The organism is Nocardioides sp. GCM10030259 (genome assembly GCF_042666375.1).
GTDB lineage: Bacteria > Actinomycetota > Actinomycetes > Propionibacteriales > Nocardioidaceae > Nocardioides.
Genome location: NZ_JBHTDF010000026.1, coordinates 166633 through 178433, shown reverse-complemented (window position 1 = coordinate 178433; position 11801 = coordinate 166633). Strand labels below are relative to the sequence as shown.

General features: G+C 74.0%; 11 protein-coding genes. 7 read left to right on the top strand and 4 right to left on the bottom strand.

Annotation, left to right across the window (positions count from 1 at the left end; all coding sequences use genetic code 11):
- Positions 1–35: 35 nt before the first annotated feature.
- Positions 36–335 (top strand): MTH1187 family thiamine-binding protein, encoded by a 300-nt coding sequence (locus tag ACFQQI_RS24450; RefSeq protein WP_378569226.1) that lies wholly within the window; start codon positions 36–38, stop codon positions 333–335.
- Positions 332–976: a DUF3105 domain-containing protein gene (locus ACFQQI_RS24445; protein WP_378569225.1), complete on the top strand. Its 645-nt coding sequence runs from the start codon at positions 332–334 to the stop codon at positions 974–976. Before ACFQQI_RS24450 ends, ACFQQI_RS24445 begins: the two co-directional genes overlap by 4 nt.
- 1 nt (position 977) lies before the next feature.
- Here the strand turns inward: ACFQQI_RS24445 and ACFQQI_RS24440 are convergent, their stop codons facing one another.
- Positions 978–1766, bottom strand: coding sequence for a GNAT family N-acetyltransferase (locus tag ACFQQI_RS24440; protein WP_378569224.1), 789 nt, complete (start codon positions 1764–1766; stop codon positions 978–980).
- Between the two features lie 36 nt (positions 1767–1802).
- Between ACFQQI_RS24440 and ACFQQI_RS24435 the strand changes: the two genes are divergently transcribed.
- Together ACFQQI_RS24435 and ACFQQI_RS24430 are read left to right on the top strand one after the other, a co-directional pair.
- Entirely contained in the window at positions 1803–2210 is a 408-nt protein-coding gene (locus ACFQQI_RS24435; protein WP_378569223.1) for a secondary thiamine-phosphate synthase enzyme YjbQ, read from the top strand.
- Positions 2207–3019, top strand: coding sequence for an inositol monophosphatase family protein (locus ACFQQI_RS24430; RefSeq protein WP_378569222.1), 813 nt, complete (start codon positions 2207–2209; stop codon positions 3017–3019). Before ACFQQI_RS24435 ends, ACFQQI_RS24430 begins: the two co-directional genes overlap by 4 nt.
- 80 nt (positions 3020–3099) lie before the next feature.
- On the opposite strand, the gene ACFQQI_RS24425 is transcribed toward ACFQQI_RS24430, so the two are convergent.
- The 3 genes from ACFQQI_RS24425 to ACFQQI_RS24415 form a co-directional block, all read right to left on the bottom strand.
- The gene (locus ACFQQI_RS24425) at positions 3100–4365 is read right to left on the bottom strand and encodes an HNH endonuclease signature motif containing protein (RefSeq protein ID WP_378569221.1); all 1266 of its coding nucleotides are present in this window, start codon (positions 4363–4365) and stop codon (positions 3100–3102) included.
- Positions 4366–4573: 208 nt separating this feature from the next.
- Positions 4574–5572, bottom strand: coding sequence for an S-adenosylmethionine:tRNA ribosyltransferase-isomerase (locus ACFQQI_RS24420; protein WP_378569220.1), 999 nt, complete (start codon positions 5570–5572; stop codon positions 4574–4576).
- On the bottom strand, positions 5569–6285 hold the full coding sequence (locus tag ACFQQI_RS24415; RefSeq protein WP_378569219.1) for an SDR family NAD(P)-dependent oxidoreductase: 717 nt from the start codon (positions 6283–6285) through the stop codon (positions 5569–5571). Before ACFQQI_RS24415 ends, ACFQQI_RS24420 begins: the two co-directional genes overlap by 4 nt.
- Before the next feature lie 57 nt (positions 6286–6342).
- Between ACFQQI_RS24415 and ACFQQI_RS24410 the strand changes: the two genes are divergently transcribed.
- The 3 genes from ACFQQI_RS24410 (at position 6343) to ACFQQI_RS24400 (ending at position 11799) form a co-directional block, all read left to right on the top strand.
- Positions 6343–6939 (top strand): GNAT family N-acetyltransferase, encoded by a 597-nt coding sequence (locus tag ACFQQI_RS24410; RefSeq protein ID WP_378569218.1) that lies wholly within the window; start codon positions 6343–6345, stop codon positions 6937–6939.
- Positions 6940–7004: 65 nt separating this feature from the next.
- The gene (locus tag ACFQQI_RS24405) at positions 7005–8639 is read left to right on the top strand and encodes a heme peroxidase family protein (protein ID WP_378569217.1); all 1635 of its coding nucleotides are present in this window, start codon (positions 7005–7007) and stop codon (positions 8637–8639) included.
- 82 nt (positions 8640–8721) lie between these two features.
- The gene (locus ACFQQI_RS24400; RefSeq protein WP_378569216.1) at positions 8722–11799 is read left to right on the top strand and encodes an FtsX-like permease family protein; all 3078 of its coding nucleotides are present in this window, start codon (positions 8722–8724) and stop codon (positions 11797–11799) included.
- Positions 11800–11801 lie beyond the last annotated feature (2 nt).

Below are 11801 nucleotides of genomic sequence, written 5' to 3'. Positions count from 1 at the left end.
AGGGACTCTGGCGGGTCAGCGTCTAGCCTGACGCCATGATCGTCGCGTTCAGCATCTCCCCGACCTCGGGTGACGAGACCGGCAGCGTGTCCGAAGCGGTCGCCGCTGCCGTGCAGGTGGTGAAGGAGTCGGGGCTGCCGTACGAGCTGAACTCGATGTTCACCAACATCGAGGGGGAGTGGGACGAGGTGATGGCGGTCGTGAAGCGGGCCGTCGACGTCGTCGCCGAGGTCTCCCCGCGCGTGGGACTCGTGCTCAAGGCCGACATCCGGCCCGGCTGGGAGGACCAGCTGACCGCGAAGGTCGAGCGCGTCGAGCGGCTGCTCTCGGAATGACCGACCTGCCCCCGCCGCCGGGGCACCCGCCGCCGGCCTTCCTGGTCTCCTCCGAGCCGACACCGCCGCCACGTTCGCGCGGCCCCGTCATCGCCCTCGCCGTGATCGGTGCCGCGATCGTGATCTGCCTGGCGGTCGCCGTACCGATGTTCCTCACCGAGGACCCCACGCCCGCGGACCTCAGCGCGGTGCGGGCGTACGACGACCTCGCGCTCGACCACACGGCCGAGGACGTCAACTACCCGCAGAGCCCGGCCGTCGGCGGACCGCACGACCCGACGTGGCTCGACTGCGGCGTCTACGACGAGCCGGTGCGGGAGGAGAACGCCGTGCACGACCTCGAGCACGGTGCGGTCTGGATCAGCTACGACCCGGATCTCAACCGGGGCGACGTCGAGACGCTCGCCGAGCAGCTGCCGCAGAACGGCATCCTCGCGCCGTACCCGGGCCTGCCCGTCCCGGTCGTCGTCACCGTCTGGGGTCGCCAGCTCGAGCTCGAGGCGGCCGACGACGCGCGGCTGCCGCTCTTCATCCGGCGGTACGGCGGGGGCGAGACCGCGCCCGAGCCGTTCGCGTCGTGCGCCGGCGGGGTGCGCGATCCCGAGGGCGGCCCCGCGGACGAGCCGGGGACGAGCGTCTGACTCAGTCCGTCGCCGGCTTGCGCTCCGCCTGGAGCTGGGTCTCGGTGCTGTCGAAGCCCACGGACCGGTAGATCCGGATCGCCAGGTAGTCCGGGTCGGCGACCATCACGAGCGTGCGGGCGTCGAGCTCGGCGAAGCCGTACTGGCTCACCCGGTGGACGAGCGTGCCCGCGAGGCCGCGACCGCGGGCGTCGGGGTGGGTCTTGACCTGCTGGAACCGCGCGAGGCCCGGGCTGACGGCGAAGAGGCCCATCGAGGCGAGGAGCCGGTCGCCGATGAAGGCGCCCCACCAGGTGCCGATGCCGCGGCCGCTCAGCGCGCGCTCGGACGCGGTCTTCGCGACCACGAAGTCGCGGCCGCTCTCCTCGTGCTCGCCGGCGATGCCGAGCTCGAGCTGCTGGTGCCAGTCGTCGTCGCCGGCGAGCGGGCGGTACGTCGCCTCGAGGTTCGGCCGTGCCGGCTCGTGGACGGCGGTCGCCGTCATCACCGACGACGCGTCCACGTCCAGTCCCGCCACGCGGAAGGGCTCCAGGTCGTCGAGCGTGCCGTCAGGGCCGTCGACGCCGAACGCCAGGTGCCGGGACCGCGGGTACGTCGCGCCGAACCGCTCGATCCACTCCGGCAGGTCCTCCGTCGTCGGAGCGTGGGGGAGCAGCAGGAAGTTGCCCCAGTAGTACGTCGGGTTGTCGGGCGTCCGCACCGCGACGTACGAGCCGTGGTCCTCGACCTCGCTGCCGGACAGGCGAAGGAGCTCGAGATCGGTACGGAATGCGAGGGACTCGACGTGCACCGGGCGACGGTAGCGGACCGTGGCACGATCGATCCCGTGGATTCCCAGACCCGCCTCTACCGCACCGGAGACCGCGAGGTCGTCCTCGACCTCACCGACGACTGCAGGCAGTACGTCTCCGGCCGTGGCGACGGCCTGCTCAACGTCTTCGTCCCGCACGCGACCGCCGGCATCGCGATCATCGAGACCGGCGCCGGCAGCGACGACGACCTGCTCGCCGCCCTCGGCGACCTGCTGCCCGCCGACGACCGCTGGCGGCACCGCCACGGCAGTCGCGGTCACGGCCGGTCCCACGTGATGCCGGCGATCGTGCCTCCGCATGCGACGGTGCCGGTGATCGACGGCCGGATGGCGCTCGGCACCTGGCAGAGCGTGTGCCTGGTCGACCTGAACGTCGACAACTCCGAGCGCGAGGTGCGCTTCTCGTTCGTCGGTGGCGCGTGACCGCGCGGACCGACGCCGAGATCGCCCTCGCCGCCGCGCTCGCCGGTGCCGCCGTCGTCCGGGAGCGCTACGGCACCCCGCAGGAGAGGTTCGCGAAGTCGGACACCGACTTCGCGACCGCGACCGACATCGACGCCGAGGCGGCCATCCTCGCGGTGCTCCGGGAGGTCCGCCCGGACGACGCCCTGCGTGGCGAGGAGAGCGGGCTCACCGGCTCCGACGCCGCCAAGCGCACGTGGCTGGTCGACCCGCTCTGCGGCACCCTCAACTTCGCGGCGACCACGCCGCTGATCGCCGTGAACGTCGCGCTCCGCGTCGGACCGTCCGTCCACGTCGCGGGCGTCGTCGACCCGATCGCCGGCGAGGCGTTCTGGACCGACGGGGACGGTGCGTGGCTGCGCCGCGGCTCGGAGGACGTCCGGCTCGAGCCGTCTCCCCGGAACGCGCTCGTCGACGTCAACCTCGACGCCGTCCACCCCGACCCCGGTCGATTCCGTCCGGCCGAGCTGCTCGGGCACCCCGACTTCCGGGCTCGGTACGGCGGCCGGGTGCTCTCGACGACGCTTGCCGTGGCCTGGGTCGCGGCGGGCCGGCGCGCGGCGTACGTCACCGAGAGCCAGGACGGCGGCTTCGCCGACAACGTCCACTTCGCCGCCGGAATCGCGCTCTGCCGGGCCGCTGGCTGCGTCGTCACCGACCTGCGCGGCGAGCCGCTGGGCACCCCGGGCGGCAGTGGACTCCTCGTCGCCGCCGACGCGGAGACGCATGCGGAGTTGCTGGGTCTGATCGGTCAGCGCGACGCGGCGTAGTTCTAGGGCGAACTCATCGAGACGCGCGACGACTACGTGGTCGCCGCGGCACCCCACCGGCGGTGCCGGTGAGGTGGGGGTCAGCGGGTTCGTCGGCGCTTGTGGGTGTGGTCGACGAGGTAGGTCCGCCCGCAGGGGCTGGTCCATGTGAAGGACGTGCGGGTGAGGCGGCGGTAGGTCCAGAACCCGAGCGTCTTGAGCCGGTGGTGCAGGCGGCACAGGGGTGCGAGGTTCCACGACGTCGTCTTCCCGCCGTCAGGGTTGTCGGGGTCGAAGGGGACGATGTGGTCGAGATCGCAGCCGCGGGCGTGGCGGCCGCACCCGGGGAACACGCAGGTGGGGCAGGTCAGGATGACCTGTTCGCGCTGGCGTGGGGTGGGGCGGTAGGTCTCGGTGCCGATCTCGAGGTCCAGGTCGAGCACCGGCCGGAGGGTGATCCTGGTGGCGGACTGGGTACACCATTCCGCGACCTGCTCGAGGGTGGTGGCGCCGAGCTTCTCCACGTCCATGATCCCGTGCCGGTCCTCGGGCGTGTAGTGGGCGTAGACCACCACCTCCTTGGCCGGCGCCGAGGTGGTGGTGCCGTTGGTGGGGGCGAGGCGGCCCAGGGCGAGGGCGCGGCGCTCGTCGAGCTCGAGGTTCGGGAAGGTCTCGGTGAGCTCGCTCGCCTTGGCCTGCACGGTGGCCTCGAAGGCCAGCGCGTCGGGGTAGTCCAGCAGCCCGAAGAACGGGACCCGGCCGCCGTAGAGGTGGGCGTCGTCGAACCGGAGCTGCACGTGCGGGGCGTTGTGCGGCTCCAGGCGGGTGTCCTCGGCGTGCTCGGGGTCGGCCTCGGCCTCCGCGGCGGCCACGGCCCGCTCGATCTGCGCGAACGAGCACGAGCCCAGGATCGGAGCGAGCGCGGCGTCGACCTGCGCCGCCGCCGCGGCGGTGAGGCGGTGGGTGCGGTCGGTGACCCGCTGCACCTTCCACACCGGCACCTGCCCACCGATCGCACGGACCCAGATGTCGGGGAGCCGGTGCCTGGCCTCCACCGCCGACCCGAGCAGTGCGCGGCCCTGGAAGGTCGACAGCCCGCAGGCCGCGGCGAACTCCGCGACCGCGAACTCCGCCATCTGCGGGGCCCCCTCGCCCGCGATGGTCAGCGGCTGGTCGCCGTACAGGATCAACACCCCGGCCTCGTCCACGACCTGATCGACCAGCTCGTCGACCGGCGCGGGATGCGCCTCTGCCCAGACCGCCGCGAGCTCGAACCGCGCCGCCTCGGCCAACGCGGCGACCCGGGTGTGCTCCGCGGCCGCATCCAGCACCGGGTCCGGTGTCGTGGTGCGCTGCTTCAGGGCCATGCCACATTCTACAACGATTCGCACATATGTTCTAGTAGGGATCGGCACTGTGGACCGGTCGTTCTGGTCTTCTGCGGTCCGCAGTCGGCGGCGGACCGCAACCCCGCACCCGCCTTCGCCCGTAGCCAGCCTGTCGGTCGCAACCACGAGACCACCCGCAGGAGGTCTCGACGTTGCGCCTTGGCCTAAGCCCGGTGCTCATCGCCCGTCAGGGCAGCAGCAGCATCGAGTCGCCGAACTCGTGCCAGAGATACTCCGGGGCGTCAGGCGCCGAGAGGTCGGAGTAGCCGCGGTCCACCTGCTCGCGGCCGGCGACGGCCGCGAGCAGGTGCAGGTGCGAGGCCTCGGGCTCGTGCAGCCCGGTGAGCAGGCCGTCGACGACCCGGGCGGGCCGCGACGGGTCGAGGACCAGCGAGGTCCAGCCCGCGGTCGGGACGACCCGGCCGTCGACGGTCGCGGCGGACTCGAGCGCGCGCACGACCGTGGTGCCGACGGCGACGACCCGGCGACCGGCGGCCCGGGTCGAGGCGACGAGCCGGGCGGTCGCCGCGGGGACGGCGTACTCCTCCGGCTGCGGCGGCTCGTGCTTCTCCTGGCTGGCCACGCCGGTGTGGAGGACGATCGGGGCGACCACGACGCCCCGCGCCATCAGCCGCACGAGCAGCCGCTCGGTCAGCGGCCGACCGGCACTGGGCATCTCGGCGCTCCCGGGATGGGTGGCGTAGACGTTCTGGAGGGCCTCGATCGGCCACGAGCCCTGGACGTAGCGGTAGCGGATCGGGCGACCCCAGCGGTGCAGGTACGCCGCGCGGTCGACCCCGGGGGTGGGGACCGCGCGCCACAGCCGGGTCTGGCCGGCCGGGTGCGGCGCCACGACGCGCAGGGTGAGCCCGCCGGGCAGCGTCAACACCTCGCCCGGCACCGGGACTGCCGGGCCGCTGTTGTCGGGCTGGCGCACCTCGACCACCCAGGTGCCGTCGTCGAGCGCCGCGGAGACGTGCACGCCGAGGCCGTCGGCGTCGACGGCCGACGGCAGTGTCGCGCTCGTGTTGACCACGAGCAGGTCGCCCGGGCGCAGGTGGTCGGGGAGGGCGACGGCCCGGGTGTGGGTGGTGCCGGCGGGCGTCACCACCGCGAGCCGCACCTCGTCGCGGGCCACGCCGCGCGCCTCCGGCGGGACGGTCGCCTCGCGGATCGTCGCGGTCATGCGCGCACCTCCGACGCGGGCACCACGTCGGCCGCCCGGTAGCGGCCGCTGGGCAGGTCGCCGGCCACGAGCGTCATCAGGTGGGGTACGGCGGACGCCGGCTCCGGCCGGTCGGAGATGTCCTCGCCGGGGAACGCCGCCTGGTGCATCGCCGTGCGCAGGTCGCCGGGGTCCACGGCGTACACCCGCACGAGCGGCTCCTCGGCCGCGAGCACCCGCATCGCGTGGTCGAGCGCCGCCTTGGACGAGCCGTAGCCGCCCCAGGTCTCGTAGGCCTCGACCGACGCGTCGGACGTCACGGACACGACCCGGCCCCGGCGCTCGCGCAGCTGCGGGAGCAACATCCCGGCGAGCGCGACGGGCGCGACGACGTTGACCTCGAACGTGCGCGCGTACGCCGAGGGGTCCAGGTCGGCGAGGCGGGGGAGCGGGGTCGCGCCTCCCGTCTCGAAGCCCAGCGTGCTGGCGTTGTTGACCAGCAGTTCCGCGCCGCCGAGGTCGGTCGCCGAGGCAGCGAGCGCGCCGCGGTGCCAGGAGTCGGCGACGTCCCCGGGTACGGCGAGGTGCGGGCCGCCCGGGAGCCCGGCGACGGCAGCGGCGAGGCGGTCGGCGTCGCGGGCGTCGGCGACGACGGACCAGCCCGCGTCGGCCAGGCCGTGGGCCAGCGCGAGGCCGAGCCCCTGGGATGCTCCGGTGATGACGGCGACAGGCATGTCGGTGTCTCCTAGTGTTCTCGTCGTGGTTCGTCTCCGAGAAGGCTGCAAGTTGAAGTGAACTTCAAGTCAAGGGTCCGGGCAGCTCTGCCCGAGGACGACGCCTCGGTGCGCCATCTGGTCGAGGCGGCGTTCGGGCCCGACGAGGGGCCGACGGTCGCGCGCCTCGTCGGCGCGCTCGACGATGCGGGCAGCACTCGGGCCAGCCTCGTCGCGGAGCTCGCCGACCGGCCGGACGGCGGCGTCGTCGGTCATGTCCAGCTCAACCGGTCGTGGGTCGACGCCCGGCGGGCGCTGGTGGACGTGCTCGTGCTCAGCCCACTCTCCGTGCACCCCGACCACCAGGGGCAGGGCATCGGGCGAGAGCTCCTCGACGCCGCCGTCGCCGAGGCGGAGCGGCTGGGTGCGCCGGCGGTCTTCCTCGAGGGAGACCCCGGCTACTACGCCGCGCGGGGCTGGTCCGCCGCCGGCCCGCTCGGCTTCACCAAGCCCTCGCCGCGGATCCCCGACCCGGCGTTCCAGGTCGTCCTGCTGCCGGCGCACGAGGAGTGGATGACCGGCCCGCTCGTCTACTGCGAGCCGTTCTGGGCGCTCGACTGCGTCGGGTTGCGCGACCCGTTGCTCGCCGGGCTGGAGGGCGAGCCGACGGCCTGACCTGCCGCCGAAGATGGCCACCTTGGGGTACGCGGCCCGGCATCTGCCGCCCCTAGCGTCGGGCCATGAACACTCGGCACGGTTCAGAGACCTTCTTCATCGAGGGCGAGGGTGTGGTCAACACCCAGCTCGGCGGACGTCGCGGCGACGAGCCCGACCCGATCACGGAGCCCGAGGCGCGACCGGCAGGCGCGTCCGCTTCAGGGGTCTCGACAGGCTCGACCAACAGAGTGGCGCCGTTCCGCTTCTCCCGTATCGGCCCGCGCGGCCGCGCGTTGCCGGAGCCGCTCTCGCTGGCGCTGGCGAACGCGATGACCAAGGGCGGCGGCGGCCGCAGCGACATCCCGGCGGGCTACACCTACCTCGGCCAGTTCATCGACCACGACCTCACCATGGACGCCACGGACGTCAGCCTCGGCGACGAGGTCACGCCGGCCGAGCTGCTCCAGGGGCGGTCGCCGACCCTGGACCTCGACTCGCTGTACGGCGCGGGCCCGGCCAACCCCGGCTCGGCGAAGTTCTACGCCGCGGACGGCGTACGCCTGAAGACGGGCGACACGATCCGGATCGGGCCCGACCGCGAGAAGACGGGCCACGACCTGCCGCGCGTCGGCACGGGCTCGCGGAAGGAGCGGCGCCGGGCGCTGATCCCGGACCCGCGCAACGACGAGAACCTGATCGTGGCGCAGACCCACCTGGCGATGATCCGGTTCCACAACCGCGTGGTCGACAAGCTCCCGGCGAGCGTCCCGGCCGCCCAGCGCTTCCGGCAGGCGCGCAAGGCGGTCACGCTGCACTACCAGTGGCTGATCCGCCATGACTACCTGCCGCGGATCGTCGAGCCCGGCATCGTCGAGGACGTCTTCACCAACGGCCGCAAGCTGGTCGACCCCGATGCGGCGCCTACCGACATGCCGCGGATGCCCGTGGAGTTCTCGGTCGCGGCGTTCCGGCTCGGGCACAGCATGGTGCGGCCCGTCTACGACTGGAACCGGCGCTTCCCCGAGGGCATCGGGTTCCTCGACTACATGTTCCAGTTCTCGGCCCTCGGCGGCGACCTCGGCGGCGAGGACCGGCTGCTCAGCAACTGGCTCGCCGACTGGCGGCGGATGTACGACTTCCCGGCCGGCGGGCGCCCGGCGCTCGGCCCGCCCGACGAGGTGAACATGGCGCAGCGGATCGACACGCTGCTCACCGACCCGCTGAAGAACCTGCCGCCGAGCACGTTCGGCGGCGGCGCGGCGATCCCGTTCGACGACCGGCGCCGCAACCTCGCCTTCCGCAACCTGGTGCGCGCCTCGATGCTGAAGCTCGCGAGCGGCCAGCAGATGGTGGACGCGCTGCGCGCCGCCGGGGTCGCCGTCCAGCCGCTGAGCCGCCGCCAGATCGTCCGGGGCAACGGCGGGGCCAGGCTGGACGGGCTCACCGAGGCGCAGCAGGACGCCCTCGTCGAGCGGACGCCGCTGTGGTTCTACGTGCTCCGCGAGGCCGAGACCGGCGACGGCAGGATGCGCAGGGTCGGCGGCCGGATCGTCGCGGAGACCTTCCACCGTGCGATGGAGGGCAGCCGGTTCTCGCTGGTCCGCAACCCCGGCTTCACGCCCGCCCACGGCCGCGGCGACACCTTCGAGATGACCGACCTGCTGTTCTTCGCCTTCGCCGGGAAGAAGACCGGCATCAACCCGCTCGGCGGCGCCTGACCCCCGACCCGCACGCCGCCCCACCGGACGATCGCCGTCTGTGAGAAGGTGGGCCGGTTTTCGAGACACGGGGGAGTGGGACGTGAGGCGCTGGCGGTACCGGCCGGTGCAGGCGGTGGCGATCGCCGTGCTGGCTGCCCTGGTCGCCGCGTGCGCGCTCTTCGCGCCGCTCTACGACCGGGCGATGCAGCAGTCACTGACGCAGGTGACGATCGACCGGGCCCCGGTCCTCACCTCCAGCGTCCAGCTCACGGTGTCCAACACCGACGACATCCTCCAGCCGGTGACGCCGCCGGAGACGGTGGCGGGGCTGCTGCCGGAGGGCTTCCGCCCCGACTTCCGGCCGGTCGTCCTCGGGTACGGCGGGAGCGCCGCCGTGCTGCCCGGTGGCGGCAGCGACCCGATCGGCGACCTGGTCTGGCGCAGCGGCCAGTGCGACCACGTCACGATCGAGGAGGGCCGCTGCCCCGAGGCCCCGGGCGAGGTGCTGGTCAGTCGCGCCGACGCCCGGATCTTCGACCTCGACGTGGGCGCGACGACCGAGGTCTCGGGCCGGCTCTACCAGGAGGGGCGGTTCCTGCGCTCGAGGACGCTCCCGCTGACGGTGGTCGGCACCTACCGCCAGGACCCCGACGACTACTGGTTCGGTCGGGTCCTGACGGGCTGGTCGGGCGTCGACAGCCTGGACACGCCGCCGCACGTCCAGCACGACGTGTGGCTCACGGTGCGCGACACCTTCGAGGGTGCGAGCGCGTTGGCCGACACCACGTCGTCGTGGGCCGGCTACCGGATCGACCCGGAGCGGGCGGGCGTCGACGAGGTCCTCGAGCTCGGGCCGGCGATCGCGGACCTGGCGGACCGACCGCAGCGGCTGGGGGACCTCCCCGTCCAGGTGGCCTCGGGCATCGCAGACCTCTCCGAGGAGATCGAGGCACAGATCGACCAGTCGCGGATCACCGTGCCGCTGCTCATGGCGCAGCTGGGCCTGCTCGCCGTCGTGGTGCTGTGGCTGGTGCTACTCGGGGTCACCGAGCAGCGCCGGCCGGAGGTGGCACTGGCGCAGCTGCGCGGCCACGGTCGGCGCGGCGCCCGATCGCTGCTGCTCGCGGAGCTGCTGCCGATCACGCTCGCCGGCCTGCTGCCCGGCGCGTTGCTGGCGCTGGTCGCGGCGTGGTCCGCCCGCACGGTCGCGCTGCCCGGCGACGTACCCCTCGAGCTGAGGCTCCCGGTCATCCTCGCGGCCGTGCTGGCCGCGGTCGTGCTGGTCGTCGTGACGGTGATCGCCTCCGTGCGCGTCTCGCGGGAGCCGGTCGCGGCCCTGCTCCGACGCGTGCCGCCGCGCCAGTCGACCTGGGCCCTCGGGGCCCTGGACGCGGTCGTCGTGACCGGGTGCGGCGCCGTGGTCGTGCTCTTCGCGACCGGCGGCCTGGAGGGCCCCGCTGCGATGGTCGCGCCCGCGCTCCTCGCCGTCGTGGCCGGTGTGCTCCTCGCCCACGTGACGACGCCGGCGGCGAGCCTGCTCGGTCGGGCCCAGCTGCGGCGCGGCCGAGTCCGGGCGGGCGTGAGCATCCTCGACGCGGCGCGCAGCCCCGTCACCCGGCGGACCATCGCGGTGGTGACGCTCGCGTCGGCGCTGGCCGTCTTCTCCGCGGACGCCCTGCTGATCGGCGAGCGCAACCGGGCGGCCGCGGCGGAGCAGGCCGCCGGCGCGCCGCTGGTGGCGGACGTCCAGGGCACCGACCTGGCGTCGGTGCGTGCCGCGCTCGACGAGGTGGACCCCGGCGGGCAGCAGGCGACGCCGGTGGTGCGGGTGCCGGCCCCCGACGCGGACGCCGGCGAGACGCTCGGCGTGCTGCCCGACGGGTTTCGCGCCGTCGCGCTCTTCCCGGGCGGCACACCCGACTCCGCCGTGTGGGACGAGCTCCGGCCACCGGAGACCGCGGCGGTCGTGCTGACCGGCCGCACGTTCACGCTGGACGCCGACGACTCGACCCTGGGCTCGGTGCGGGTCGACGGGTCGCCGTACCCGGTCACCGTGGGCGTCGACCTCGTCAGTCCCGCCGGCGAGGTCCTCCACACGACCCTGGGCCGGCTGTCCGGTCCCACCGAGCACGCGGTCCTGCGCGGCACGGCGCCGTGCACGGAGGGCTGCACGGTCACGTCGATCTGGTTCGGCAGCCTGCCGGGCGCGCGGATCGCGGGCAGGGTGACCCTGGGCAACCTGGAGGTCGCGCCCTCGGGGGAGCGGGTCGCGCTCGGGCCGGCCGACCTGTGGACCCCGTTCCGCGAACGGACGACGGGCAAGGTCGTCCCGCGATCGACCTCCGCGGACGCGCTCGTCGTCGAGGTGCAGGGCGCCGGGGCGTCGTTGCTGACGATGCAGAGCGCCTGGATGCCCGACGTGACGCCGACCCTCACCAGCGGCGCGCTGCCCGTGGACGCGGTCGGCAAGACCTACCAGCTCATCGGTCTCCACGGCGAGAGCCAGCCGGCCGAGCAGGTCGGCACGCTCGACCGGGTCCCCGGATCGGGACCCCGGACGTTCGTCGCGGACCTCGACACCCTCCAACGCGGGCGAGTGGTCTCGACCAGCGACCGGGTCGCGATCTGGTTCGCGGACGACGATCCCCAGCTGCTCGGCGCGGTGAGAGCGGCGCTCGACGAGCGCGGGGTGTCGATCGCGCGCACGACCACGCTCGCGGACGTCCGCCAGGGGTACGACGAGACCGCGGCCGCGTGGAGCCTCCAGCTCGCGGCGCTCGTGGGGGTCCTGGCGATCCTGATCGCGCTGCTCGTGCTCGTGGTGAGCGCGGCCAGCACCTGGCGGTCCCGGTCGCGGGACCTCGCAGCGCTGCGGATGAGCGGCATCCCGGTCCGGACGGTCCGCACCATGGCGGTCGCGGCGCAGGTGCCGGCGGTGCTGCTCGGCGTCGCCGCGGGCACGGCGTGCGGCCTGGTCGGCGCGTCGCTGGTGATGCCCACGGTGCCGCTCTTCGCCGCGCCGCCGGAGGTGTCGACCCTCGACCTGGGCACCGCCTGGACCGGCGTGGTCGGGGCGGCCCTCGCGGCCGCGATCGTCCTCGGCGTCGCCAGCGCGCTGATCGGGCGCGCGCTGGCCGCGCGCTCCGACGTACGACGGCTGAGGGAGGCGGGCCTGTGAGC